General features: G+C 74.5%; 24 protein-coding genes. 15 read left to right on the forward strand and 9 right to left on the reverse strand.

Features of this window, described 5'->3' with window-relative positions; all coding sequences use genetic code 11:
* Positions 1-10: 10 nt before the first annotated feature.
* Positions 11-1,945, forward strand: a complete 1,935-nt coding sequence (asnB, locus tag N555_RS0122710; protein WP_029433788.1) for an asparagine synthase (glutamine-hydrolyzing) — start codon at positions 11-13, stop codon at positions 1,943-1,945.
* A 53-nt stretch (positions 1,946-1,998) separates the two neighbouring features.
* Here asnB and N555_RS0122715 read toward each other — a convergent pair whose 3' ends face one another.
* Positions 1,999-2,346 carry a HesB/IscA family protein gene (locus N555_RS0122715; RefSeq protein WP_029433789.1) on the reverse strand — a complete coding sequence of 116 codons (348 nt, stop codon included), beginning with the start codon at positions 2,344-2,346 and terminating at the stop codon, positions 1,999-2,001.
* Between the two features lie 144 nt (positions 2,347-2,490).
* Between N555_RS0122715 and N555_RS0122720 the strand changes: the two genes are divergently transcribed.
* Positions 2,491-3,093: a DUF3043 domain-containing protein gene (locus tag N555_RS0122720; protein WP_029433790.1), complete on the forward strand. Its 603-nt coding sequence runs from the start codon at positions 2,491-2,493 to the stop codon at positions 3,091-3,093.
* A 39-nt stretch (positions 3,094-3,132) separates the two neighbouring features.
* Positions 3,133-4,116 carry an aldo/keto reductase family protein gene (locus N555_RS0122725; RefSeq protein WP_029433791.1) on the forward strand — a complete coding sequence of 328 codons (984 nt, stop codon included), beginning with the start codon at positions 3,133-3,135 and terminating at the stop codon, positions 4,114-4,116.
* Between the two features lies 1 nt (position 4,117).
* Here the strand turns inward: N555_RS0122725 and N555_RS0122730 are convergent, their stop codons facing one another.
* On the reverse strand, positions 4,118-4,330 hold the full coding sequence (locus tag N555_RS0122730) for a hypothetical protein (protein ID WP_029433792.1): 213 nt from the start codon (positions 4,328-4,330) through the stop codon (positions 4,118-4,120).
* A gap of 163 nt (positions 4,331-4,493) precedes the next feature.
* On the opposite strand from N555_RS0122730, the gene N555_RS0122735 reads away from it, so the two are divergent.
* From N555_RS0122735 to N555_RS0122750, 4 genes are read left to right on the forward strand one after another with little or no spacing between them, the layout of a single operon-like run.
* On the forward strand, positions 4,494-4,934 hold the full coding sequence (locus N555_RS0122735; protein WP_029433793.1) for a phage holin family protein: 441 nt from the start codon (positions 4,494-4,496) through the stop codon (positions 4,932-4,934).
* On the forward strand, positions 4,931-5,341 hold the full coding sequence (locus N555_RS26340; RefSeq protein ID WP_034512136.1) for a DUF3618 domain-containing protein: 411 nt from the start codon (positions 4,931-4,933) through the stop codon (positions 5,339-5,341). The genes N555_RS0122735 and N555_RS26340 overlap by 4 nt, the downstream gene beginning before the upstream one ends.
* Positions 5,338-5,661, forward strand: coding sequence for a DUF4235 domain-containing protein (locus tag N555_RS0122745; protein WP_051684383.1), 324 nt, complete (start codon positions 5,338-5,340; stop codon positions 5,659-5,661). Before N555_RS26340 ends, N555_RS0122745 begins: the two co-directional genes overlap by 4 nt.
* Complete coding sequence (locus N555_RS0122750; RefSeq protein WP_029433795.1) at positions 5,661-6,797, forward strand: YihY/virulence factor BrkB family protein; 1,137 nt, start codon at positions 5,661-5,663, stop codon at positions 6,795-6,797. The genes N555_RS0122745 and N555_RS0122750 overlap by 1 nt, the downstream gene beginning before the upstream one ends.
* Here N555_RS0122750 and gcvT read toward each other — a convergent pair.
* The gene (gcvT, locus tag N555_RS0122755; RefSeq protein ID WP_029433796.1) at positions 6,794-7,912 is read right to left on the reverse strand and encodes a glycine cleavage system aminomethyltransferase GcvT; all 1,119 of its coding nucleotides are present in this window, start codon (positions 7,910-7,912) and stop codon (positions 6,794-6,796) included. The two genes, N555_RS0122750 and gcvT, sit on opposite strands and share 4 nt — an antisense overlap.
* A 91-nt stretch (positions 7,913-8,003) precedes the next feature.
* On the opposite strand from gcvT, the gene N555_RS0122760 reads away from it, so the two are divergent.
* The gene (locus tag N555_RS0122760; RefSeq protein ID WP_029433797.1) at positions 8,004-9,518 is read left to right on the forward strand and encodes a leucyl aminopeptidase; all 1,515 of its coding nucleotides are present in this window, start codon (positions 8,004-8,006) and stop codon (positions 9,516-9,518) included.
* Positions 9,519-9,573: 55 nt separating this feature from the next.
* On the opposite strand, the gene N555_RS0122765 is transcribed toward N555_RS0122760, so the two are convergent.
* Positions 9,574-9,921, reverse strand: coding sequence for a hypothetical protein (locus N555_RS0122765; protein WP_029433798.1), 348 nt, complete (start codon positions 9,919-9,921; stop codon positions 9,574-9,576).
* A gap of 167 nt (positions 9,922-10,088) precedes the next feature.
* Here N555_RS0122765 and lpdA point away from each other — a divergent pair, with 167 nt between their 5' ends.
* The 3 genes from lpdA (at position 10,089) to N555_RS0122780 (ending at position 14,393) form a co-directional block, all read left to right on the forward strand.
* Positions 10,089-11,468, forward strand: a complete 1,380-nt coding sequence (gene lpdA, locus N555_RS0122770; RefSeq protein WP_029433799.1) for a dihydrolipoyl dehydrogenase — start codon at positions 10,089-10,091, stop codon at positions 11,466-11,468.
* Between the two features lie 46 nt (positions 11,469-11,514).
* Positions 11,515-13,398 (forward strand): 2-oxoglutarate dehydrogenase, E2 component, dihydrolipoamide succinyltransferase, encoded by a 1,884-nt coding sequence (gene sucB, locus N555_RS0122775; protein WP_029433800.1) that lies wholly within the window; start codon positions 11,515-11,517, stop codon positions 13,396-13,398.
* A gap of 89 nt (positions 13,399-13,487) precedes the next feature.
* Entirely contained in the window at positions 13,488-14,393 is a 906-nt protein-coding gene (locus tag N555_RS0122780) for a TIGR01777 family oxidoreductase (protein ID WP_029433801.1), read from the forward strand.
* Positions 14,394-14,411: 18 nt separating this feature from the next.
* Here N555_RS0122780 and N555_RS0122785 read toward each other — a convergent pair whose 3' ends face one another.
* A complete protein-coding gene (locus tag N555_RS0122785) occupies positions 14,412-15,953 on the reverse strand; it encodes a serine/threonine-protein kinase (RefSeq protein ID WP_029433802.1) in 1,542 nt (513 codons plus the stop codon).
* Positions 15,954-16,076: 123 nt separating this feature from the next.
* Here N555_RS0122785 and N555_RS0122790 point away from each other — a divergent pair, with 123 nt between their 5' ends.
* From N555_RS0122790 to lipB, 3 genes are read left to right on the forward strand one after another with little or no spacing between them, the layout of a single operon-like run.
* On the forward strand, positions 16,077-17,309 hold the full coding sequence (locus N555_RS0122790) for an NAD(P)/FAD-dependent oxidoreductase (RefSeq protein WP_029433803.1): 1,233 nt from the start codon (positions 16,077-16,079) through the stop codon (positions 17,307-17,309).
* Positions 17,310-17,311: 2 nt separating this feature from the next.
* Positions 17,312-18,046 (forward strand): Type 1 glutamine amidotransferase-like domain-containing protein, encoded by a 735-nt coding sequence (locus N555_RS0122795; protein ID WP_029433804.1) that lies wholly within the window; start codon positions 17,312-17,314, stop codon positions 18,044-18,046.
* A gap of 4 nt (positions 18,047-18,050) precedes the next feature.
* Complete coding sequence (gene lipB / locus N555_RS0122800) at positions 18,051-18,689, forward strand: lipoyl(octanoyl) transferase LipB (protein ID WP_029433805.1); 639 nt, start codon at positions 18,051-18,053, stop codon at positions 18,687-18,689.
* A gap of 26 nt (positions 18,690-18,715) precedes the next feature.
* Here the strand turns inward: lipB and N555_RS26345 are convergent, their stop codons facing one another.
* The 3 genes from N555_RS26345 to N555_RS0122815 all read right to left on the reverse strand — a co-directional run bounded on the left by N555_RS26345 (position 18,716) and on the right by N555_RS0122815 (position 23,831).
* On the reverse strand, positions 18,716-19,741 hold the full coding sequence (locus N555_RS26345; protein ID WP_051684384.1) for a GNAT family N-acetyltransferase: 1,026 nt from the start codon (positions 19,739-19,741) through the stop codon (positions 18,716-18,718).
* 76 nt (positions 19,742-19,817) lie between these two features.
* Positions 19,818-22,733, reverse strand: coding sequence for a leucine--tRNA ligase (gene leuS, locus N555_RS0122810; RefSeq protein WP_029433807.1), 2,916 nt, complete (start codon positions 22,731-22,733; stop codon positions 19,818-19,820).
* A gap of 141 nt (positions 22,734-22,874) precedes the next feature.
* Positions 22,875-23,831 (reverse strand): helix-turn-helix transcriptional regulator, encoded by a 957-nt coding sequence (locus N555_RS0122815; protein WP_029433808.1) that lies wholly within the window; start codon positions 23,829-23,831, stop codon positions 22,875-22,877.
* A gap of 61 nt (positions 23,832-23,892) precedes the next feature.
* On the opposite strand from N555_RS0122815, the gene N555_RS0122820 reads away from it, so the two are divergent.
* On the forward strand, positions 23,893-24,495 hold the full coding sequence (locus tag N555_RS0122820) for a TIGR03086 family metal-binding protein (RefSeq protein ID WP_029433809.1): 603 nt from the start codon (positions 23,893-23,895) through the stop codon (positions 24,493-24,495).
* A gap of 43 nt (positions 24,496-24,538) precedes the next feature.
* Here N555_RS0122820 and N555_RS0122825 read toward each other — a convergent pair whose 3' ends face one another.
* Positions 24,539-25,468: an LLM class F420-dependent oxidoreductase gene (locus tag N555_RS0122825; RefSeq protein ID WP_029433810.1), complete on the reverse strand. Its 930-nt coding sequence runs from the start codon at positions 25,466-25,468 to the stop codon at positions 24,539-24,541.
* Positions 25,469-25,561: the final 93 nt, after the last annotated feature.

A 25,561-nucleotide genomic window follows, 5' to 3' on the forward strand; every position in this document is an offset into this window, starting at 1 on the left:
ACCCCTGCGCATGTGCGGCCTGCTGGCGTACCTGTCCACCGACGCCGACCGGGTCGGCGAGCCGCTCGTCGACGGCGTCCGCGAGGCGCTGCACTGCCTGCACCACCGCGGCCCCGACGACACCGCGGTCTGGTCCGACGCCAACGTCGTCCTCGGCTTCAACCGGCTGTCGATCATCGACCTCGAGGGCAGCCCGCAGCCGCTCCCCTATGCCCGGGACCGCTACCGGATCCTGTTCAACGGGGAGATCTACAACTACCTGGAGCTGCGCGAGGAGCTGCAGGCCGCCGGCGCGGAGCTCGCCACCCACGGCGACACCGAGACGATCGTCGCCGGCTACCACCTGTGGGGCCAGGACGTCGTCCGGCGGCTGCGCGGGATGTTCGCCTTCGTCATCTGGGACACCGAGACGCGGACGGCGTTCGGCGCCCGGGACCCCTTCGGCATCAAGCCGCTCTTCACCGCGCGCCTGGCCGACGGCGGGCTGGTCTTCAGCTCCGAGAAGAAGGCCGTGCTGGAACTGCTCGGCGGCAGCGCGGCCGCCGGCGGCGTCGACCCGGCCTCGCTGCAGCACTACCTGACGCTCCAGTACGTGCCCGAGCCCGCGACCCTGCACCGCGGGATCCGCCGGATCGAGAGCGGCACCAGCTTCACCGTCGTCGACGGCGAACTGCACACCAGCCGCTACTTCCACCCGGCGTGGGCACCGCAGCCCGTCCCCGCCGGCCGCGAGCAGGAGCTCTACGAGCGGATCGCCGACGCGCTGGACGAGTCGGTCGCCAAGCACATGCGCGCCGACGTGACCGTCGGCTCGTTCCTCTCCAGCGGCATCGACTCCACCGCGATCGCGGCGCTCGCGCACCGCTACAACCCCGACCTGATGACGTTCACGGTCGGCTTCCAGCGGCAGGAGCAGTCGGAGATCGAGATCGCGGCCGAGTCGGCGGGCATCCTCGGCGTCCGCCACGTCCCGGTCGAGATCACCGCCGAGGAGTTCGCCGACGCGATCCCGACCGTCGTCTGGTACCTCGACGACCCGGTCGCCGACCCCGCCCTCGTGCCGCTGTACTTCGTGGCCCGCGAGGCCCGCAAGCACGTGAAGGTGGTGCTCTCCGGCGAGGGCGCCGACGAGCTGTTCGGCGGCTACACGATCTACCGCGAGCCGATCAGCCTGGCGTGGGCGAAGAACCTCCCCGCACCCGGCCGCCGGGCGATGGCGCGGCTGGCCGACCTGCTGCCCGAGGGCGTCCGCGGGCAGGACCTGCTGCGCCGGGCGTCGATGCCGCTGGAGCAGCGCTACTACGGCAACGCCCGCAACATGCGCGACGACGAGCTGGCCGCCCTGCACCCCGGCTACGACCCGGACCTGTCGCACGTGGCCGTCACCGAGGACCTGTACCGGCAGACGCGCGCGGCCGGCTACGACGAGGTGACGGCGATGCAGTACGTCGACCTGTTCACCTGGCTGCGGGGCGACATCCTGGTCAAGGCCGACAAGATGACCATGGCGCACTCGCTGGAGTTGCGGGTGCCGTTCCTGGACACCGAGGTGTTCGAGGTCGCCCGCCGGATCCCGCTCGAGCAGCGGGTGCCCCGCCGCGGGGACGCGACGAAGTACGCGCTCCGTCAGGCGATGGCCCAGATCGTGCCGCCGCGGATCATGAACCGGCGCAAGCTCGGCTTCCCGGTGCCGACGGCGGACTTCCTGGCCGGGCCGCTGCACGACTGGGCGCGGGGCATCGTGACCGAGAGCCAGACCGACGAGTGGCTCGACCGCGACCACGTCCTCGGCCTGCTCAACCGGCTGCGGGAGGCCGAGGTGCCGAGCAAGCGGACCGCCCGCCAGGTGTGGGAGGTGCTGGTCTTCATGGTCTGGCACGGGATCTTCGTCGAGGAGCGGATCCGCCCGGAGATCCCCGAGACGGTCTACCCGGTCAGCCTGTAGGGACGACGAAGGCCCGGCCCCCGCACGGGGGACCGGGCCTTCGTCGGACTACGTCAGCTGAACGAGTCGCCGCACGCGCACGAACCCGTGGCGTTGGGGTTGTCGATCGTGAAGCCCTGCTTCTCGATGGTGTCGACGAAGTCGATGACCGCGCCGCCCAGGTACGGGCCGCTCATCCGGTCGACGATGACCTCGACGCCGTCGAAGTCGAAGGTCTGGTCGCCGTCCATGAACCGCTCGTCGAAGAAGAGCTGGTAGCGCAGACCCGAGCAACCGCCGGGCTGCACCGCGATCCGCAGCCGCAGGTCGTCGCGGCCCTCCTGGTCGAGCAGCGCCTTGACCTTGCCGGCTGCCGTCTCGCTCAGGACGACACCGGTCGCCGTGGTGTCCTGCACCGTCATGTGTGTTCCTCCCACGTCCGAGTGGTGCCTGCTGCGGCAGGTCCCGCAACACGCCAACACCGCCGCAGCGGGTCCTCTTCCCACTGTACGGCTCCGTGTCGCGGCAGGAGGGGAACGTGCGGGACCCCACGTAGACTCGATGGTGTGAAGCTCCGTCTGCCCGGCCGCCGCGACCAGGCCGCGACCACCTCGGACACGTCCGCCGACCTGACCGCCGAGCTGGTCCGCGCCGCCGGCAAGGGCCGGCCGACGCCCAAGCGCAGCGAGGCGCAGGTCCGCCGTGCCGGGCCGCCCCCGCCGCCGCCGACCACCCGCAAGGAGGCCTACAAGCGGATGCGGGAGCAGCAGGCCGCGCGGCGCGGCAGCACCCGCGAGCGCATGGCGATGGGCGACGACTCCTACCTGCCGGCGCGCGACCGCGGTCCCGTGCGCAAGCTCGTGCGCGACGTGACCGACGCCCGCCGCAACCTCGCGTCGTTCTTCCTGCCCTTCGCCGGGCTGCTGCTGGTCAGCTACGTCGTCCCACAGTTCCAGGGCATCGTGATGCTGATGTGGATGGCCTACTTCCTGGTGCTCATCGGCGACTCGGCGATGCTCGGCCGCCGGATCACGAAGACGGTGAAGGCCCGCTTCCCCGACGGTCAGCACAAGACCAAGGGCCTGATCTGGTACGGCATCAGCCGGTCGACGATGATCCGCCGCTGGCGCTTCCCGAAGCCCGAGGTCGCGGTCGGCGCCGACGTCTGAGCAGGCCGGGCCCGGCGTCGCGGGCTAGCGTCGGAGGACGTGGAACACCGACGCCTGGGCCGCTCCGGCCTGACCATCAGCGAGATCGCCTACGGCAACTGGCTCACCCACGGCGGCCAGGTCGAGGAGGACGCCGCCCACGCCTGCGTGGCGGCCGCGCTCGACGCCGGGATCACGACGTTCGACACCGCGGACGTCTACGCCGGCACCCGCGCCGAGTCCGTGCTGGGCCGGGCGCTCGCCGGTCAGCGGCGCGAGGGGCTGGAGATCTTCACCAAGGTCTACTGGCCGACCGGCCCGGGTCGCAACGACCGCGGGCTGTCCCGCAAGCACATCACCGAGAGCTGCCACGCCTCGCTGCGGCGGCTGCAGACCGACTACCTGGACATGTACCAGGCCCACCGGTACGACACCTCGGTCCCGCTCGAGGAGACGATGACCGCCTTCGCCGACCTGGTGCGGCAGGGCAAGGTCCTCTACATCGGCGTCTCGGAGTGGCGCGCCGACGAGATCGCCTCGGGGGCGGCGATGGCCCGCGAGCTGGGCATCCAGCTGATCAGCAACCAGCCGCAGTACTCGATGCTCTGGCGGGTCATCGAGCAGGAGGTCGTCCCCACCTCCGAGCGGGAGGGCATCGCGCAGATCGTCTGGTCGCCGCTGGCCCAGGGGGTGCTGACCGGCAAGTACCTCCCCGGCGAGCAGCCCCCCGAGGGCAGCCGCGGCGCCGACGCCGAGGTCGGGGGCTCGATGCGCGGCTTCCTGCGCGACGACGTCCTCACCCGCGTGCAGGGCCTGCGCGCCGTCGCCGACGACGTCGGCCTGTCGATGGCGCAGCTCGCCGTCGCCTGGGTGCTGCAGAACCGGAACGTCGCCGCCGCGATCATCGGCGCCAGCCGACCCGAGCAGGTGCAGCAGAACGTGGCCGCGGCCGGGGTGCGCCTGGAGGACGACGTCCTGGCCCGCATCGACGAGGTGCTGGGCGACGTGGTCGAGCGGGACCCCGCCAAGACCATGCGCGGCTGACTCAGCTCGGCGCGAGGCCCATCGGGCCGTAGACGAGGGTCTCCCCGTCGAACAGGGTGACGGCGGAGACCCCGCGGGCCAGCAGGTCGCGCCAGTGCTCGCCGAGCCAGGACTCGGCGTCGGCCTGGTTCTCCGACGGCGGCACCGTCACGTCGACCGCGACCGGGTCCACCGTCTCCCCCGCCGGGCCCTCGAGGCGCCAGGTCCAGCTCACGACAGGGTCCGGCTCGACAGCGTCCAGCTCATGACCGCGAGGCTAGCCACACCCGGGCGGCGGTGCCGGCGCCCGGGTGTGTCCGGTCCGTGATCACCGGCGGGTTACGGCGGCGACCGCCGGGGGCATGCAGGAGCGACCGCTCCCGAGAACCGGAGGACCCATGACCGACCCCTCCACCGCCGGCGCCTCGCGCGCCACCCCGCCGCCGCCGGCACCGGCCGACGCCTCGACCGGTGAGCTGATCAGCCGGCTCACCGAGCAGATCAGCACGCTCGTCCGCGACGAGGCGAAGCTCGCCCAGGCCGAGGTGACCCAGAAGGCGAAGCGGCTGGGGCTCGGTGCGGGGCTGTTCGGCGGCGCCGGGCTGTTCGCCTTCTTCGGCCTCGCGGTGCTCATCAGCGCGGCCGTCCTGGGGCTCGCCGAGGCCGTCCCGGGCTGGCTGGCCGCGGTGATCGTCGCCGTCGTCCTGTTCGCCGTCGCCGGCGTCCTGGCGCTGATCGGCAAGAAGGACGTCCAGCAGGGCAGCCCGCCCGTCCCCTCCCAGGCGATCGCCAGCACCAAGGCCGACATCGCCACCGTCAAGAAGGCGGCCTCGCGATGACCGACCCGACCGCGAACGGGTCACCGGACCCCGACGCCATCAAGGCCGAGATCGAGGAGACCCGCGCCCAGCTGGGCCGGACGGTCGACGAGCTCAGCGCCCGCCTCGACGTCCCCGCGCGGGCGAAGGAGGGCGCGGCGCGCGCCAAGGACACCGCGGTGGAGACGTACCGGGAGAGCCCGCCGGCGGTCATCGGCGCCGGCGCCGCCGTCGTCGGTCTCCTCGGGCTGCTCGTGTGGCGTCGGCGCACCCGCCCGCAGCGCCGGGCCCGGCGCGAGGTGCGGCGCGAGGCCAGGCAGGCGGAGAAGGCGCTGGCCGCCCGCCGGGCCGCGACTGAGAAGGTTGCCCGCAAGGCCGCGAAGAAGGCCGCCAGGACGAAGCGGAAGGCCAGGAGGGCAGCTCGATGAGCAAGCGCAGCAAGGCCGCGGACACACCGGGCAAGGAGAAGAAGAACAAGAGCAAGGGCAGCGCCCTGCTCTACCGCCCCATCGGGCTGCTCGGCGGCGTCGCGGCCGGCATGATCTCCGGCGCGGTGTTCAAGCAGGTCTGGAAGCTCGCGGCCAACGAGGACGACGCCCCCGGTGCGCTGCAGAGCGAGTACCGGATGCGCGAGGTCGTGATCGCCGCGGCCCTCCAGGGCGCCATCTTCGCCGCGACCAAGGCCGCCATCGACCGGGCCGGGGCCCGCGGGTACAGCAAGCTCACCGGTAGCTGGCCCGGGGACTGATGACCGGCACCAGGCCGCGCGAGAGCGCCGTCGACCGGATCCGCGAGCGGGTCGAGGAGAAGGCCGCCCGCCGGGCCGCGGCCCGGGAGACGGCCGACCGGGTCGCCGCCGGCGCCGCGGCCCAGGACCCGGGACTCCCGCCGCCGGGGTCCCCGGGACCCGACGCCCTGCCCGGCCTGCACGCCGACAGGCCCACGCAGATCCCGTGGCGCGGCTGGAAGCAGATCGTCAAGCGGGCGTGGGCGGAGAACAACGCCGACAACATGCCGATCATCGCCGGCGGCGTCGCGTTCTTCGCCTTCCTGGCGGTCTTCCCGGCGCTGATCGCGACCATCTCGCTCTACGGACTGGTGGCCTCGCCGGAGACGGTGGCCCGGCAGGTCGAGGACCTCGCCGACCAGCTGCCGGCCAGCGCGGCGGACCTCATCGGCGAGCAGCTCACCGAGATCACCTCCAACAGCGGCGGCGCGCTGTCGGTCGGGCTGGCGATCTCGGTGCTCGCGGCGCTGTGGTCGGCGGCCGGGGGCACCGGCAACGCCATCACGGCGATCAACATCGCCTACGACGAGGTCGAGACCCGCAGCTTCGTCAAGCGCAAGGGCCTCGCGCTCGGCCTGACGTTCGGCGCGATCGTCTTCGTGCTCGTCGCCTTCGCCCTGGTGGCCGTCGTGCCGGCGGTGCTCGACGCCCTGCCGCTCGGGATCGTCGGGACGGTGCTCGCCCAGGTGGTGCGCTGGGTGTTGCTGCTCGGTGTCTTCGCCGGGTCCCTCGCCGTGCTCTACCGGGTCGCCCCCGACCGGGACGCACCCCGGCTGAGCTGGGTCAGCCTCGGCTCGATCGTGGTGACCGTCGTCTGGGCGCTGGTCAGCCTCGGCTTCAGCTTCTACGTCGGGAACTTCGGGTCCTACGACAAGACCTACGGAGCCATCGCCGGCGTCATCGTGCTGATGCTGTGGCTGTACCTCACCTGCTACCTGGTGCTACTCGGTGCGGAGATCAACGCCGAGGCCGAGCACCAGACCGCGGAGGACACCACCGAGGGTGCGCCGGTCCCCATGGGGCAGCGCGACGCCGCCGTCGCCGACACGCTGCCCGATCCGCCGGAGCCGACGAAGGAGTCGCACCCGAAGCGTTAGCGGACGTGGGACTCCACGAACGGCGGGCGCACCACCGTGACCGGCTGCGGCTTCCCGCGGACGTCGACGGCGACCTCCGCGCCGTCCTCGACGCCCGCGGCGGTGTCCAGCAGGGCGAGCGCGATCCCGGTGCGCAGCGTCGGCGAGAACGTGCCGCTGGTGACCTCGCCGACCCGGTTGCCGTCGGCGTCCAGCACCGCCATGCCCGGCCGCGGGATGCCTCGCCCGGTCGCGCGCAGGCCCCACAGCACCCGGGCCGGGCCCGTCTCCCGCTCGGCCAGCAGCGCCTCCCGACCCCAGAACGCCGGCTTCTTCCAGCCGACCGCCCAGCCGCTGCGCGCCTGGTTGGGGGTGATGTCGCGGGAGAGCTCGTGCCCGTGCAGCGGGTAGCCCATCTCGGTGCGCAGCGTGTCGCGGGCGCCGAGCCCGCACAGCCGCAGCCCCTCGTCGGCGCCGGTGGCGACAAGCGCGTCCCACAGGACGGCGGCCCGGTCGGCGGCGACGAGCAGCTCGTAGCCGTGCTCCCCGGTGTAGCCGGTGCGGCAGACGGTCACCTCGGTGTCCCCGCCCCCGACCCCGGTGACGAACGACATGTAGCCCAGTTCCCCGGGCAGCCCCAGCAGCGACAGCACCTGCGGCGAGCGGGGCCCCTGGACGGCGAGGACGGCGACCTCCGCGTGCCGGTCGGTGACCGTCACCCCGGCCGGCGCGGCGTCGGTCAGCCGGGCGACGACCTCCGCGGCGTTGGCGGCGTTGGGCACCAGCAGGACGTCGTCGTCGGCGTGCAGGTAGACGATGAGGTCGTCGACCACGCCGCCGGCCTGCGGCTCGCCGTCGGGCACGCAGCAGAGCGTGTACTGCGCCTGCCCCGGACCGATCCGCCCGAGGTCGTTGGTCAGACAGGAGTCGACGAACGCCGCTGCCCCCGGCCCCCGCACGGTGGCCGTGCCCAGGTGGGAGACGTCGAAGAGGCCGACGCCCTCCCGCACGGCCGCGTGCTCGGCGAGGACACCGCCCCCCGCGTACTCGATGGGCATCGACCAGCCACCGAAGTCGGCCAGCTTGGCGCCGGCCGCGACGTGCCGGTCGTGCAGGGGCGAGGTGCGCGGATCCACGCGGGAACGCTAGCGCGGCCCCGCTGCAGGGGCCCGGGGCGAGCCTGCGAGGCCCGGGGGGCAGCGGGGTCCTTTGTCTAAGCTCTCCCCCGTGCCGCCGACGATCTCCGCCACCGACCGCCCGATCGAGAAGGTCCCCGGCGACGCCGTCGTCGTCGGTGTGGGCCGCGGCCCCGCCGGGCTGCTCGCCACCCCCGGCGCCGAGGCGGTGGACCGGCTGCTCGGCGGCCGGCTGCTCCCGGCGCTCGCCGACCTCGGTGCCCGCGGCGGCGAGGAGGAGGTCACCCGGGTGGCCACCCTCGGCCAGGCGCCCTTCCCGGTCGTGGCAGCGGTGGGTCTCGGCGCCCCCGACGCCGACGGGCGCTACGCCGCCGAGGCCGTGCGCCGCGCCGCGGGTGCGGCCAGCCGCGCGCTGACCGGCCGGGGATCGGTCATCAGCCTGCTGGCCGCCGTCGGCGGGGCCCCGGACGCCGAGCGGCTGCACGCCGTGGGCGAGGGCGCGCTGCTGGGCGCCTACGAGTTCACGACCTACCGCTCCGACCTGCCCGCCGACCGGCCCACCCCGCCGCGGGAGTACACGGTCGTCGTCCCGGACGCCGGCGACGCGAAGGCCCCGCTCGCCCGGGTGCGCGCGGTCGCCGCGGCGATCGAGCTGGCCCGCGACCTGGTGAACACCCCGCCGAACGACCTGCACCCCGCCGAGCTCGCCGCTCGCGGCGCCGCGGCGGGCAAGAAGGCCGGACTGTCCGTGGAGATCCTCGACGAGGACGCCCTGGCCTCGGGCGGGTACGGCGGCGTCCTCGCCGTCGGCGCCGGCTCCAGCCGCGGCCCGCGCCTGCTGCGCCTGACCTACCGGGGCAAGCGGGCCCGCAAGAAGGTCGCGCTCGTCGGCAAGGGCATCACCTTCGACAGCGGCGGCCTGTCGATCAAGCCCGCCGCGAACATGCACCACATGACCAGCGACATGGCCGGCGCCGCGGCAGTCATCGCCACCGTGTGCCTGGTCGCCGAGCTGGGCCTGCCGGTCGAGCTCACCGCGACGGTGCCGATGGCGGAGAACCTGCCCAGCGGCACCGCCTACCGCCCGGGCGACGTCCTCACCTTCCGCAACGGCAAGAAGGTGGAGATCACCAACACCGACGCCGAGGGGCGGCTGATCCTGGCCGACGCCATCGTGCGCGCCGCCGAGGACTCCCCCGACCTGCTGGTCGAGACCTCCACCCTGACCGGCGCCCAGCTCGTCGCCCTCGGCAGCCGCACCGCCGGCGTCATGGGCACCGACGCGCTCCGGGACGCCGTGGTGGCCGCCAGCCTGCGCAGCGGTGAGCCGATGTGGGCCATGCCGATGCCGAAGGAGCTGCGCAAGGGCATCGACTCACCGCTGGCCGACATGGTCAACGCCAACGCCGACCGGATGGGCGGCATGCTCGTCGCGGCGCACTTCCTGGCCGAGTTCGTGCCGGCGGGGCTGCCCTGGGCGCACATCGACATCGCCGGGCCGAGCTACAACACCGGCGGTCCGTGGGGCTACACGCCCAAGGGCGGCACCGGCGTCCCCGTGCGCACCCTCCTGGCCACGATCGAGGACGCGATCGCCGAGGCATAGGAAGCTATCCCCACGTCTCCGGGTCGGCGACGTGGGGAGAGGTTCCTATACCGCGTCACTCGAGGCGGTTGGCCTTCTGCCGCGCCGACCAGTCGCGCATCCGCTGGGGGTAGCCGGTGACCTGGGCGTCGTACACCGGGATGGCCAGGTCACGGGAGAGCTTGCGGGCCACATCCGGACCGGAGATGCGGCGGCGGGTCCACTCACCGTCCGCGGCGACGAGCAGGATCGTCGTCTCGGTGACGGCGGTGCGCGGCTCGACGTAGCCCTCGACGCCGCGGCGGCTGGCCACGAACTGCTCGAGGTGGCCGAGGTCCTCCCGGACCGAGGCGCGGTCCAGCGTGCCCCGGCGGTCCCCGCCCCCGCCCCGGCGCCTCCCCCGCAGTCGGCCGAACAGCCCCATCGCGCCGCCTCCGTCCCTCGGTGCCCCGCCCTGCTGAGCAGGTGTGTCGAAGCACGCCCGAGGACACCAACGGGGTGTCCGGCCGCACCGTTCCCGGGGTGGCAGGATGGACCTGACCATCCCCCGTCCGAGCGACACGGGGGCCGCAGGAACTCGAGGAGCCACTCGTGAGCGCACCCACCACCCCCGCCGACCTGGTCATCCTCGGCGGTGGCTCGGGTGGATACGCGGCCGCGTTCCGCGCGTCCGAGCTCGGGCTGGATGTCGTCCTCATCGAGAAGGACAAGGTCGGCGGCACCTGCCTGCACCGCGGCTGCATCCCGACCAAGGCGCTCCTGCACGCCGGCGAGGTCGCCGACCTGGCCCGCGACGGCGAGCAGTTCGGCGTGAAGACCTCCCTGGCCGGCATCGACATGGACGGCGTCAACGCCTATAAGGACGGCGTCATCTCCAAGCTCTACAAGGGGCTGCAGGGCCTGGTGAAGGCCCGCAAGATCACCTACGTCGAGGGCGAGGGGCGGCTCACCTCCCCCACCACGGTCGAGGTGGGCGGCCAGACCTACGAGGGCAAGCACGTCCTGCTGGCCACCGGGTCCTACGCCCGGTCGCTCCCGGGGCTGGAGATCGACGGCACGAAGGTCATCACCAGCGACCACGCGCTGAACCTCGACCGGGTACCCGCCTCGGCGATCATCCTCGGCGGCGGTGTCATCGGCTGCGAGTTCGCCAGCGCCTGGAAGTCCTTCGGCGTCGACGTCACCATCGTCGAGGCGCTCCCCCACCTGGTGCCGCTGGAGGACGAGTCCTCCTCCAAGCTGCTGGAGCGCGCCTTCCGCCGCCGCAAGATCGCCTTCGAGCTGGGCAGCCGCTTCTCCGGCGTCCAGAGCACGGAGAACGGCGTCAAGGTCTCGCTGGAGAACGGCAAGGAGATCGAGGCCGAGCTGCTGCTCGTCGCCGTCGGCCGCGGGCCGGTCAGCCAGGGCCTCGGCTACGAGGAGGCCGGCGTCGCCATGGAGCGCGGCTACGTACTCGTCGACGAGTACTGCCGGACCAACGTGCCGACCATCTCCGCCGTCGGTGACCTGATCCCGACCCTGCAGCTGGCCCACGTCGGCTTCGGCGAGGGCATCCTCGTCGCCGAGCGGGTCGCCGGGCTGAACCCCGCCCCGATCGACTACGCGGGCGTCCCCCGGATCACCTACTCCGACCCCGAGGTCGCCTCCGTCGGCCTCACCGAGGCGCAGGCCAAGGAGCGCTACGGCGACGTCACCACGCTGACCTACGACCTCGCCGGCAACGGCCGCAGCCAGATCCTGAAGACGGCGGGCGCGGTCAAGCTGATCCAGGCGCCCGACGGCCCGGTCGTCGGCATCCACATGGTCGGCAGCCGCGTCGGCGAGCTCATCGCCGAGGCGCAGCTCATCTACAACTGGGAGGCCGAGGCTGACGACGTCGCCAGCCTCATCCACCCGCACCCGACCCAGAGCGAGGCCCTCGGCGAGGCGCACCTGGCGCTGGCCGGCAAGCCGCTGCACGTGCACGGCTGACCCACCACCACCCCACCAGCGCCACCACAGAAGGAGCCCCGCACCGATGCCGACGTCCGTCACCATGCCCGCCCTGGGCGAGAGCGTCACCGAGGGCACGGTCACCCGATGGCTGAAGCAGGAGGGTGACCAGGTAGAGGTCGACGAGCCCCTCCTCGAGGTCTCGACCGACAAGGTCGACACCGAGATCCCCTCGCCCGCGGCCGGCGTGCTGTCGAAGATCCTGGTCGCCGAGGACGAGACCGTGGACGTCGGCGCCGAGCTCGCGGTGATCGGTGGCGACGGCGACGGCGGGAGCGACTCCGCGAGCGCGCCGCCCGCCTCGGCCGAGGACGCCGACACCACCCCGCAGACGCCCGACCAGCAGGTCCAGGACACCGACCCCGCCTCCGACGCCGACGCCGGCCAGCCCGCTCCGGCCGCGGAGGCACCCGCACCCTCCGGCGACGGCGGTCAGGCCGGTGGGGGTCAGGGCGGCGGCGAGGGCACCCCGGTGACCATGCCGGCGCTCGGCGAGAGCGTCACCGAGGGCACCGTGACCCGCTGGCTCAAGGCCGTCGGTGACGAGGTCAGCGCCGACGAGCCGCTGCTCGAGGTCTCCACCGACAAGGTCGACACCGAGATCCCCTCTCCCGTCTCCGGCACGCTGCTGTCCATCGCGGTCCAGGAGGACGAGACCGTCGAGGTCGGCGCCGAGCTGGCCGTGATCGGAAGCGCCTCCGGTGGCGCGGCCCCCGCCGCGCAGCCGCAGCAGGCCGCTCCGCAGCAGGCCGCGCCGGAGCCGAAGGAGGAGACCCCGACGGCCAAGCCGGCGTCGGAGACCCCCGGTGGCGACTACGGGTCCAGCGGCTCGCTGCCCTCGACGTCGCCCACGGACGCCCCGGCCCCCGCGCAGGCGGTGGCCCCGCAGGCGCCGGCCGCCCCGGCTCCGGCCGCATCCGCGCCGGCCCCCTCGGCCCCGGCCGCCGCGAGCGACGACGGCGGGCAGTACGTCACCCCCCTGGTCCGCCGGCTGGCTGCCGACCAGGGCGTGGACCTCTCGTCGGTGACGGGCACCGGCGTGGGTGGCCGGATCCGCAAGCAGGACGTGCTCGCCGCCGCCCAGCAGTCGGCACCGGCCGCCGCTCCGAGCGCCCCCGCCGCGTCCTCGGCTCCGGCAGCCCGGTCGGCGACCCCGTCCCCGGCCGCCCAGCCCGACACCTCGCTGCGCGGCCGCACGGAGAAGATGCCGCGGCTGCGCAAGGTCATCGCGCAGCGGATGGTCGAGTCGCTGGCGATCAGCGCCCAGCTGACCACCGTGGTCGAGGCCGACGTCACGAAGATCGCCACCCTGCGGAACCGGGCGAAGCGCGACTTCGAGGCCCGCGAGGGCGTGAAGCTGTCGTTCCTGCCGTTCTTCGCGAAGGCCGCGGTGGAGGCGCTGAAGTCCTACCCGTCGGTCAACTCGTCGGTGGACATGGAGGCCGGCACGGTCACCTACCACGACGCCGAGAACCTGGGCATCGCCGTCGACACCGACCGCGGGCTGCTCGTCCCGGTCATCCACGGCGCCGGCGACCTCAGCATCGGCGGGCTGGCGCGCAAGATCGCCGACCTCGCGGACCGGACCCGGAACAACAAGGTCAGCCCGGACGAGCTCGGCGGCGGCACCTTCACGCTCACCAACACCGGCAGCCGGGGCGCGCTCTTCGACACCCCGATCATCAACCAGCCGCAGGTCGCCATCCTCGGCACCGGCTCGGTGGTGAAGCGCCCGGTCGTCGTCTCCGACCCCGAGCTCGGCGAGGTCATCGCGATCCGCTCGATGGTCTACCTCGCGCTGACCTACGACCACCGCATCGTCGACGGTGCCGACGCCGCCCGCTTCCTCACCGCGGTGCGGGAGCGGCTGGAGGCCGGCCAGTTCGAGGGCGAGCTCGGCCTCGCCTGAGTAAGGACCCCCCTGCCCCCCACCACTCGCGAGCTCGCGGCGGGCCCCTGCACGGGGGCCGCCGCGACCTCCGTCCCTGAGGAGGGTCCATGAGAGTCGCCGTCACCGGTTCGTCCGGTCTGATCGGTTCCCGCCTCGTCCCCGCACTGACCGAGGACGGCCACGAGGTCCTGCGCCTGGTCCGCCGGACGCCGCGGACCGCCGAGGAGCACCGCTGGGACCCCCAGCACCGCCGGATCGACCCGTCGCTGCTCGCCGACGTCGACGCAGTGGTCAACCTCGCCGGCACCGGGGTCGGTGACAAGCGGTGGACCGAGAAGCGCAAGCAGGAGATCCTGCGCAGCCGGGTGGACGCCACGACCACGGTGAGCGCGGCACTGGCCGAGGCGGCGGCGAGCGACCCCGGGCGGGAGCGCGTCCTGCTCTCGGCCTCGGCGGTGGGCTGGTACGGCGACACCGGTGACCGGGTGGTCCGCGAGAACGCGCCGGCCGGGAAGGACTTCCTGGCGCACGTCTGCGAGCAGTGGGAGACCGCCACCGCACCGGCCGAGCAGGCCGGCGTGCGGGTGGTGCGGCTGCGCACCGGGCTGGTGCTGGGGCGCGGTGGCCTGCTAAAGCGGCTGGCCCCGCTCTTCCGGCTCGGGGTCGGTGGCCGGCTCGGCTCGGGCGAGCAGTACTGGCCGTGGATCAGCCTGACCGACGAGGTCGACGCCATCCGCTTCCTGCTCACCGCGCCGGTCTCCGGTCCGGTGAACCTCACGGGCCCGGCTCCGGTCACCAACGCGGAGTTCACCCGGGCCCTGGCGCAGGTCCTGCACCGTCCGGCGGCACTCCCCGTGCCCGGGGTGGCGCTGCGGGCGGTGGTGGGCGAGTTCGGCCCCGTCGGGATCCTGGGCGGCCAGCGTGCCGTTCCCGCGGCGCTCGAGGCGGCCGGGTTCACCTGGACCCACCCCGACGTGACGTCGGCGCTGCGCTCGGCGCTCGGCAAGGACTGAGCGCCCGCCTGTCGCCGCTCAGCCCGGGCGGCCGGCGGCGGCGATCCGCCAGCCGTCGGTTCCGCGGACCAGCTCGACCCTGACGGGTGCGACGGCCCGGGCCGGGACCTGCTGCACCGACCGATCCGGCTCCGCGGCCGACACGACCGCATACCCCTCCCAGCCGTCACGCGCCTCGATGCGCACCCGGTCGCCGTCCGCCACGACCGTGACCGGCCCCTCCACCCGCGGCGCGAAGCCGGCCAGCCGCTGCCCGGCCGCGGCCAGGCGGGCCACGGCGGCCTCGTCCGCCGCCCGCAGCGGGCTGCCGGGCGGGTAGACCGCGGCGAGCTCCGCAGGATGGGCCCGGGTGAACGCCTCGGCCCGCCGCGCGTACAGCTCCGTCAGGACGGCCAGCCAGTCGGTCTCCGCCGCAGGCGTGGGCGCGGGCGCGCCCGGCCCAGGAGGCGGCGCGGTGGTCGCCGCGGCCGGTCGCGCGGAGGCACCGGGATCGGCTGCCGAGCCGGCCCAGACGCCCCCGATCGCGGCGGCTGCACCCAGCAGCAGGGCAGCTCCCAGCAGCACCGCCACCGTCCGCGGCGCCCGCCCGGCGGGGATCCGGAGCTGCGGCCTCCGGCGGCGCTGCTGGGCCGCCGGGGCGGGACCTCTCCGGCGTGCGACCTGGTGCGTGAGCTCGGTGCGCGGCCCGCGTCCGGTGGCGCCCAGCTCGGCGTCGGGCACCCCCGCGCCCGGCAGCCGCACCGGCTCGGGACGGCAGGCGTGCCGTAGGTCCAGGGCGAACTCCGCCGCGGTGGGCCGGTCGGCGGGGTCGGCGGCCAGCCCCCGGGCGATGACCTCGCGCAGGGCGGGCGGTGCCTCCGGAGCGAGCAGGTCCAGGTCGGGCAGCTCCCCGGTCGCCGCGACGGCGAGGGTGTCGGCCGGAGTGGCCGCGTTCCAGGGTGCGACGCCGGTCAGGGCGTGGAAGGCGGCCGCGGCGACCCCGAAGACGTCCGACGCCGGCCCGGTCGCACCGCCGCGCGCCACGGTGGGATCGACGTAGGCCGGGGTGACCTCGCCGGACGACTGCTCACCCAGCACGCGGGCGACGCCGAGGTCGGTGAGCACCGGCCGGCCCTCGGCGGTGAAGACGACGTTGCCCGGGGAGAGGTCGCCGTGCACGATCCCGGCCCCGTGCGCGGCGGCCAGCGCGGCCGCGACCGGTGAGACGGCGGTGACCACCTCGCCCGGGCGCAGCCTCCCCCGCCGGGCGAGCAGCGCCGCGAGGCTGCCACCGGCCAGCAGCTCCAGCACGAGCGCGACCCGCGCCCGCCCCCCGCGCCGTGGCTGGTGCACCACCTCGATGAGCCGGACCAGGTGCGGGTGGTCGAGTTCTCCGAGGAGTGCCGCCTCCCGGGCCTGCCGTTCGGGGTCGCCGGTCACGAGGACCTTGACCGCCACCGGCTCGCCGCCACCGCGGGGCACCGCCCGCCACACCTCTCCCGAGCCGCCCCGGCCCAGGAGCTGCTCGAGGCGGTAGCCGGGGACGACGGGGGCCATGGGGACCGGGTTCTCGTCGGACACGGGCGGCACCGTAGGCGGGATCGGCGACCGCCCGCTGCCGCCGTCCACAGGGGGGCGGACGCTACAGCCGCTGTACCGGCGGCCCGCCGGGTGGCAGCCGCGGCGGCCCCTTAGGTTCGTGGCGTGGTCCTCCCCGCGCGCGCCGAGGTCGTCGTCATCGGTGCCGGCCTCGCCGGGCTCTCGGCAGCGGGTCGCCTGGCCCGGGCGGGGATCGACGTGCACGTGGTGGAGGCGGGCCGGCACGCCGGAGGGCGGCTGGCCACCGAGCGCATCGACGGCTTCGTCGTCGACCGCGGCTTCCAGGTGCTGAACACCGGATATCCGCGGGTGGCGGCCGACCTCGACGTCCCCGCGCTGGAGATGGGCTGGTTCTGGCCCGGCGCGGTGCTGCGCCACGAGGGCCGCACCTCCCGGGTCGTCGATCCCCGCCGGCACCCGGCCACCGCGCTGGAGACGCTGCGCGCGCCGATCGGGTCGATCGCCCGGAAGACGGCGATCGCGGCGTACTCCGCCCGGGTCGGGTACGGCCCCGTCGGCGGCGGTGGACCCGAGACGACGGCGGAGCAGCGGCTGCACTCGGCCGGTGTCGGCGAGGAGGCGCTGGAGCGGTTCTTCCGTCCCTTCCTCGCCGGTGTGCTGCTGGAGTCGGAGCTGGCGACGTCCAGCCGCTACCTGGACCTGCTCTGGCGGAGCTTCGCCCGCGGCCGCATCGGCCTGCCCCGGGCCGGGATGCAGGCGGTGGGCGAGCAGCTGGCCGCTCAGCTCGATCCGGCAACACTCCACCTCGACGTGAGGGTGAGCTCCGTCGCCCCGGGCGTGGTCACCTGCGCCGGGAGTCCGGTGCGGGCGGACGCCGTCGTCGTCGCCACCGACCCCGACACCGCAGCCGCCCTGCTCCCCGGCGTCGAGGCAACCGCGCCCCGGCAGGTCACCACCCACCTGCACGTGCTGCCGTCGTCCCCATGGGAGGACCCGCTCATCGTGCTGGGGACGCCGGAGGGGCGGCTGGTGAACAGCGTCGTCCTCACCGACGCGCAGCCGGCCTACTCCCCCGACGGCCGTGCGCTGATGGCCAGCTCGACGCTGGAGGTCACCACCGAGGCCGACGTCCGGGAGGAGATCGCCCGCCTGCACGACGTGCCGACCACCGACCTGCAACACCTCACGTCCGTCACGGTGCCGAACGCCCAGCCGGCCGCGCTCCCCCCGCTGCAGCTGCGCCGGCCGGTCGACCTCGGCGACGGCGTCTTCGTCTGCGGCGACCACCGCGACACCCCGTCCATCCAGGGCGCCATGGCCAGCGGCGCGCGGACCGCGCGGGCCGTGCTGCGCACCCTCAGGCCCCGGGAGACCTGACCGTGCCCGCCTCCGCGCCGACGATCCTCGCCACGAGCATCGGCTTCGACTCCCGGGGCCGCGGCCCGTACGACTGGTCGCCCGGGCCGGTGTTCGACCTCGCCGTCCAGCTCGCCGGCGCACCCGCCGAGCCGCGACTGTGCTTCCTCGGGACCGCCACCGGGGACGACCCGGCGCGCATCGCCGGCGTCTACGGCGCCTTCGCCGGCAGCGCCGTCCGGGTCAGCCACCTGAGCCTCTTCCCCATGCCGACCGTGCCCGACGTGCGGGCGCACCTGCTGGCCCAGGACGTCGTCTGGGTGGGCGGCGGGAGCGTCGCCAACCTGCTCGCGGTCTGGCGGGTGCACGGCCTGGACGAGGTCTTCCGCGACGTGTGGGGGGCCGGCGTCGTGCTGGGCGGGGTGTCGGCCGGGTCGCTGTGCTGGCACGTCGGCGGGAACACCGACTCCTTCGGCCCCGACCTGCGGCCGGTGACGAACGGGCTGGCGCTCATCCCGACGTCCAACAGCGTCCACTACGACTCCGAGGCCCAGCGCCGTCCGCTGTACCAGCGGCTGGTCGCCGACGGCACCCTGCCGCCCGGGCACGCCACCGACGACGGCGTGGGCCTGGTCTACCGCGGCACCGAGCTGGTGGAGGCCGTCGCCGACCGGCCGGGGGCGGGCGCCTACCGCGTCGAGCGGGGTGCCGACGGCACGGCGGTGGAGACCCGGATCCCACCCCGCCGCCTACGCTGAGACCGTGAGCGAACTGCAGGTGGTCCGGGCCGGCCTCGTCGACTACACCGACGCCTGGGCGCGGCAGCGGGAGATCCACGCCGAGCGCGTCGCCGGCGCCGTCCCCGACACGATGCTGCTGCTGGAGCACCCGCCGGTCTACACCGCCGGGCGCCGCACGGAGCCGCACGAGCGACCGTTCGACGGCACCCCGGTCATCGACGTCGACCGCGGCGGGAAGATCACCTGGCACGGCCCGGGCCAGCTGGTCGGCTACCCGATCGTCGCGCTGCCCGACCCGGTGGACGTCGTCGCCCACGTCCGCCGTCTCGAGGACGCGCTGATCGAGGTGTGCGCCGGGTTCGGTCTGCCCACCCAGCGGGTCGAGGGGCGCAGCGGCGTCTGGGTGACGGCCGACGACCGCGGTCCGGACCGCAAGGTGGCGGCCATCGGCGTCCGGGTGGCCCGCGGCGTGACCATGCACGGCTTCGCGCTCAACTGCGACCCCGACATGTCCGCCTTCGGCAACATGATCCCGTGCGGCATCCCGGACGCCGGGGCGACGTCGCTGACGGCCGAGCTCGGCCGCGACGTGACCGTGGCCGACGCGATCGACCCGGTCGAGACGGCGATGCGCCGGGTGCTGACGCTCCAGCCCGCCTGAGCGGAGTCGCTCGAGCGCGGGATCCGTCACCCAGCGACTCCGCCGGCGCGGTACCCCCACATCGACAGCTGCCCGGCGGGGACGAAGCCCAGCGCGTGGTTGACGGCGACCATCGGCTCGTTGCCCTCGAGGTTGTAGGTGGTGATCCGCTCGATCTGCGGGAACGACCGGCCCAGGTCCCGCAGCACGGCCGCCTTGAGCAGGGCGCCCAGGCGGTGACCCCGGTGCTCGCGCAGCACCAGCGTGCCGGCCTGGTGCGCCCGTCGGGACCCGGTCAGCGGTACCTGCAGGTCGGTGTAGGCCACGAGCCGGCCGTCGATCGTGGCGCCGGCGGAGAGCACGGTCCGGCCGCGCGCCACGTGGGCGGCCTCCTGCTCGCGCACCCGCGCCGCGTCCCACCGCTCGGCGCCCATCGGGATGTCGCCGTGCGGCGCGTCGGTGCTCATCCGCTCCTCGAGCAGCGCCCGGTCCTCGACCAGGTGCTCGGGGACGGCGTCCCGCCAGGTCACGACCTCGTAGTCCCGCGCCGCCGTCCGCGCCTCCGCCTCGACGGCGGCCAGCCGGACCTCGTCCGGCGGCAGCACGAGGTCGCGGCGGGTCTCCAGCAGGTCGCACGTCCACCCGTGCCGCAGCGCGAACAGCCGTCCGGGTGCGTCGGACGACGGCTCGTCGACCTCGGTCATGAACTCGGTCCGCCCGGCGGCCGCGGCCAGCCCGAGCGCCTCGTGGAGCAACGCGGTGCCCACGCCCCGACGCCGGTGCCCGGGATGGACGGCGAGGTCGACGATCGCGACGGTGGTGTTGTCCAGGAGCGGGAACAGCAGCCGGAGGGCGCCGACCACCTCGCCGTCCACCACAGCCGCCCGGTGCGTCCCGTCCCGCGAGCCACCGGGCGTGACGAGCCGGCGGCCGAGGGCGACGTGGTCGGTCGGCGTGCGGGGCGGGTCCGCCGGTCGGTCGGCGCGCTCGGACGCCGCCCAGACCTCGCACCAGGCGGGGAACAGCGCGTCCTCGGGGCCCAGCTCGACCAGCCGGAGGGATGTCGTCGTCACCCCTCGGGTCTACCGCCCCTGGCAACCGGTTTGCGGAGTGCGAGAGCGCAGGATCCCTGCGCTCTCGCACTCCGCATCAGCCGAGGACGAAGTTGACCAGGCGGCCCGGGACGGCGACCACGCGGCGGACCGTCTTCCCCGCGAGCTGACCGGCGATCTTCTCGTCGGCCCGGGCCGCGGCCTCGAGCGCGGCGGCGTCGGCGTCGGCCGGCACGGTCACCTGGGCCCGCACCTTGCCGTTGACCTGGACGGCGACCTGGACGGTGTCCTCGACGAGCCAGCGCTCGTCCGCGACCGGGAACGGCGCCCACGCGACCGACCCCTCGTGCCCCAGCCGCGCCCACAGCTCCTCGGCGATGTGCGGGGCCAGCGGGGCCACGAGCAGCACCAGGGGCTCGGCCACCGACCGCGGCACCGGCCGGTCGGCACCGAAGGTCTGGGTCAGCGTGTTGGTCAGCTCGGTGATCCGGGCGATGGCGATGTTGAACCGCAGCGTGTCCATGCCGTCGCGGACGCCGGCGATCGCCTGGTGCAGCGCGCGCAGGACGGCCTCGTCGGGCTCGACGTCGTCGGTGGCGCGGACCGCCCCGGTCTCCTCGTCGACCACCACGCGCCAGATCCGCTGCAGCAGCCGCTGCGAGCCGACGACGGCCTTGGTCTCCCACGGCCGGGACTGCTCCAGCGGCCCGGTCGACATCTCGTAGACCCGGAAGGTGTCCGCGCCGTACGCGCCGATCATCTCGTCCGGCGTGACCATGTTCTTCAGGCTCTTGCCGATCTTCCCGTACTCGCGGGTGACCGGGTTGCCCTCGAAGAGGAACTGCCCGTCCTTCTCCACCACCTCGGCCGCGGGCACGTAGAAGCCGCGCTCGTCGGTGTAGGCGTAGGCGGAGATGTAGCCCTGGTTGACCAGCCGGCGGAACGGCTCCTCGCTGGAGACGTAGCCCAGGTCGAACAGCACCTTGTGCCAGAAGCGCGCGTACAGCAGGTGCAGCACCGCGTGCTCGACGCCGCCGACGTACAGGTCCACGCCGCCGACGTCGCCGGGCTCGCGCGGGCCCATCCAGTAGCGCTCCAGCTCCGGGTCGACCATCCGCGTGTCGTCGCTGGGGTCCAGGTAGCGCAGGTAGTACCAGCAGGAGCCGGCCCAGTTGGGCATCGTGTTGGTCTCGCGGCGGTAGGGCTTCGGCCCCTCGCCCAGGTCGAGGGTGACCGTCGTCCACTCCGTGGCCCGCGACAGCGGCGGCTCGGGCGCGGAGTCGGCGTCGTCGTCGGCGAACGTCTTCGGCGAGTAGTCGTCGACCTCGGGCAGCAGCACCGGCAGCATCGACTCCGGCACGGCCTGGGGCCGGCCGTCCTCGTCGTAGACGATCGGGAACGGCTCGCCCCAGTAGCGCTGCCGGCTGAACAGCCAGTCCCGCAGCTTGTATGTGGTCGTGGCCTCGCCGGCGCCCTGCGCGACCAGCCACTCGGTGATCCGCGCGATCGCGCCGGCCTTGTCCAGCCCGTCCAGGGAGATCTCGTCGTTCGACGAGTTGATCATCCGGCCGGCGCCGGTCCACGCCCCGCCGTCCCAGTCGGCCGGCGGCTGGACCGTGCGCACGTGCGGCAGCCCGAAGGCCTCGGCGAAGTCCCAGTCGCGGGCGTCCTCGGCCGGCACCGCCATGATCGCGCCAGTGCCGTAGCCGGTCAGCACGTAGTCGGCGATGAACACCGGCAGCTCGCGGCCGTTCACCGGGTTGGTCGCGGTGACCCCCAGCCAGACGCCGGTCTTCTCGCGGGTCTCGTTCTGCCGGTCCAGGTCCGAGCGCCGGGAGGCCTGGCGCTGGTACTCGCGGACGGCCTCGGCGGGGGTGGCGGCTCCCCCGGTCCAGCGCGGGTCGGTGCCGTCGGGCCACGCCCCGGCGGTCAGCGTCTCGACCAGCGGGTGCTCGGGCGCCAGGACGACGTACGTCGCACCGAACAGGGTGTCGGGCCGGGTGGTGAAGACCTCGATGGTCTCGGAGCCGCAGCTGAAGCCGATCCGGGCGCCGGTCGAGCGGCCGATCCAGTTGCGCTGCATCTGCTTCAGCGAGTCCGACCAGTCCAGCCGGTCCAGGTCGCTGATCAGCCGCTCGGCGTAGGCGGTGATCCGCATCATCCACTGGGTCAGCGGACGCCGGAACACGGGGAAGTTGCCGCGCTCGGAGCGCCCGTCGGCGGTCACCTCCTCGTTGGACAGGACGGTGCCCAGCCCCGGGCACCAGTTGACCGGCGCCTGGTGCAGGTAGGCCAGCCGGTGCGCGTCGACCACCCGCTTGCGCTCGTCGTCGGAGAGCTCCGCCCAGGGACGGCCGGAGGGGTTGGTCCCGGGAGCGGGCTCACGGGTGCCCGCGTCCAGCTCGGTGACCAGCTCCTCGATGCGGCGCGCCTTGTCCGCGTCCTCGTCGAACCAGGAGCCGAAGATCTGCAGGAAGATCCACTGCGTCCACTTGTAGTAGCCCGGGTCGATCGTGGCGAAGCTGCGGCGGTCGTCGTGGTCGACGCCCAGCCGGCGCAGCTGCGCGCGGATCGCGGCGATGTTGGCCTCGGTGGTGATCCGGGGGTGCTGCCCGGTCTGGACGGCGTACTGCTCGGCGGGCAGACCGAAGGCGTCGTAGCCCATCGGGTGCAGCACGTTGTCGCCGTCCATCCGGCGGAACCGGCTGGTGACGTCGGTGCCCAGGTAGCCCAGCGGGTGCCCGACGTGCAGGCCCGCACCCGAGGGGTACGGGAACATGTCCATCGCGAAGAACTTGGGCCGGTCGGCCACCCGCTCGAAGCCCTCGGCCAGCCGGCCGACCGGGTTCGGGGTGTGGAACGTGCCCTCGGCCTCCCAGCGGTCCTGCCAGGCCAGCTCGATCCGCTGGGCCAGGGCCGGGGTGTAGCGGTGGCGAGGGATGTCCCCGCCCACCCCGTCGCCGGTCGGCTCGGTGCTGGCAGCGCCGGTCTGGCTGCTCGCCGTCTGGCTCATCGTCGGTGCTCCGGTCTCGGGTGCTGGGGCGCGATCGGGCGCGCACATGGAAAGACCCCTCGCACAGGAGGGGTCGCCGCGCTGTCCTCGCAGGTGGGGGTCAGCGCGGCCCGGTGAGGAGGAAGCGCCCGGTCACGCCGCTCACTCTACCGCCGGCGCCGCGTACACCTCCGCGAGTTCCCGGCCCAGCCCGGCCAGCCGGTCCCGGGCCTCCGGCGGGTCGAGCACCTCCACCTGCCGCCCGAACCCGGCGACCTCGGCCGCGACGAACTCCACCGCCGGTCCGGCGAGTTCCACCTCCACCCGGCCGTCGGCGCCGGCGTCGCCGACCGTGAGGCGGGTGCCGAACCGGACCCGCAGCCGACCCAGCACTCCCGGCTCGGCGCGCGCCCGCACCCGGACACCACCGCGACGGCCGGCCACCGCCGCGGCGCTGGCCGCCCAGGCCGCCGCCAGGTCGAAGTCCGCCGGCCGCTCGACCGCCTCGCCGGTGCCCTCGACGGTGCGCACCCGGTCCACGCGGAAGGTCCGCACCCCGGCCGCGGTCCCCGCGACGAGGTACCAGACGCCGCTCTTGCTGACCAGACCGAGCGGGTCGACCTCCCGGGAGCTGGGGTCGCTGCCCCGCCCGGCGTAGTCGAGGCGGACCCGCTCGCCCTCGACCACGGCCCGCTCCAGCGCCGACAGGTGCTCCGGCGCCGGCGGGGCCTCGCGGTCCCAGCCGGCGGCGTCGACGACGACGGCCGTCGCGGCGGTGCGGGCCGGTTCGCGCAACGGCGCCGGCAGCGCCTGGGCCAGCTTGCGCAACGCGCCCTGGACGGCGGGCAGGGCGGCTCCGGCGGGTCCCGCGGCGAGGAACAGTGCGCGGGCCTCCCCCGCCGTGAGGCCGGAGAGGTCGGTGCGCGCCCCGCCGACCAGCGCCCAGCCGCCGCCGCGGCCGGCCACGGAGTACACGGGCACCCCCGACAGCGCCAGCGCCTCGAGGTCCCGCCGCGCGGTCCGCACCGACACCTCGAGCTCCCGGGCCACCTGCGCCGCCGTGACCCGGCCGCGGGCCTGCAGCAGCAGGAGGGTGGCGATGAGCCGGTCCGCGCGCACGGGGTCAGGATGCCGTGCAAAGTGGCCAGGAGGTGACCACTTCGCCCGTCAGGGTGGCGCCATGACCGCTTCCGCACAGACCCTCACCGACCCCCGTCCCGCCTTCGCCGCCGCCTCCGCGACCGCTCTGGCCACGGTCGCCGGCGTCCGGCCCGGCCTGCTCGACCGGCCGACGCCGTGCACGGAGTACGACCTCCGGGCGTTGCTCGGCCACCTCGTGTCCGTGTTCCGGCGGGTGGCCGCCGTGGGCCGCGGCGAGCCGCCCGCCTCCGTGCCGCAGGTGACGACGGACGTCCCCGACGACGGGTGGGCGGCCGCTGCCCGCGCGGCCGCCGACGAGGCGCTCGCCGTCTGGGCCGACGACGCCCTGCTCGACCGCGAGCTCGTGCTGCCCTACGGCCGGCACCGCGGCGCCGTCGCGATGGCGACCTACACCGGGGAGGTCACCACCCACACCTGGGACGTCGCCGTGACCTCCGGCCAGACCCCGGCGTGGGACCCCGACGTGCTGGCGGTCGCACTCGCCGCGACGCACCGCATGCTGCCCGCCGACGGCCGCGGGGAGCGCATCCCCTTCGGGGCGGTCGTGCCGGTGCCCGCCGACGCACCGCTGGTCGAGCAGGTCGTGGCCTGGCAGGGCCGCGACCCCCGCTGGACCCCCTGAGCGGAGTCGCCGGGTGACGTCCGGCGTTCCCCGGCGACTCCGTTCAGGCGAGCTGCGGGGCGACCTCGGCCGCGATCAGGTCCAGGTGGTCGAGGTCGGCGAGGTCGAGCACCTGCAGGTACACGCGGGTCGCCCCGGCCTCGGCGTAGCGGCCGAGGGTGTCGACCGCCTCGGCGGGGGTGCCGGCGACGCCGTTCTCGCGCAGCTCGTCCACCTCGCGGCCGATCGCGGCGGCCCGGCGGGCGAGCTCGGCCTCGTCGCGGCCGACGCAGACCACGAGCGCCGAGCTGTAGGTCATCGACGCCGCGTCCCGGCCCGCCTCCTCGCACGCGGCGCGGACCCCGCCGAACAGGCGGGCGTTGTCGGCGGCGGACATGAACGGCACGTTGAACTCCTGCGCGTACCGCGCCGCCAGCCGCGGGGTGCGGCGCGCACCGCTGCCGCCGACCAGCACCGGGATGCCCCCGGCCTGGACGGGCTTGGGCAGCGCCGGCGACCCGGTGATCCGGTAGTGCTCGCCGGCGAAGTCGAACGTCTCCCCCGGTGGCGTCGACCACAGCCCGGTGATGACGGCCAGCTGCTCCTCGTAGCGGTCGAAGCGCTCGCCCAGGTCCGGGAAGGGGATGCCGTAGGCGTCGTGCTCGGCGTCGAACCAGCCCGAGCCGATGCCCAGCTCCACCCGCCCGCCGCTCATCTGGTCCACCTGCGCGACGGAGATGGCCAGGGGCCCGGGCAGCCGGAAGGTGGCCGCCGTCATGAGCGTGCCGAGCCGGATCCGGCTGGTGTCGCGGGCCAGGCCGGCCAGCGTCACCCAGGCGTCGGTCGGCCCGGGCAGGCCGTCGCCGCCCATCGCCAGGTAGTGGTCGGAGCGGAAGAAGGCGTCGAAACCCGTCTCCTCCGTCCGCCGCGCGACGGCGAGGAGGTCGTCGTAGGTGGCGCCCTGCTGGGGTTCGGTGAAGATCCGGAGCTGCACGTCGCGAACGCTATCGCCGCAGAGACCGTCGTGCTCCGGGATGTGCTGGCCGCACGGACCGGGCAGGATGGCCGGCGAGACGATCTACGTGGA

This window comes from Blastococcus sp. URHD0036, assembly GCF_000701365.1.
In the GTDB taxonomy this organism is placed as follows: Bacteria; Actinomycetota; Actinomycetes; order Mycobacteriales; family Geodermatophilaceae; genus Trujillonella.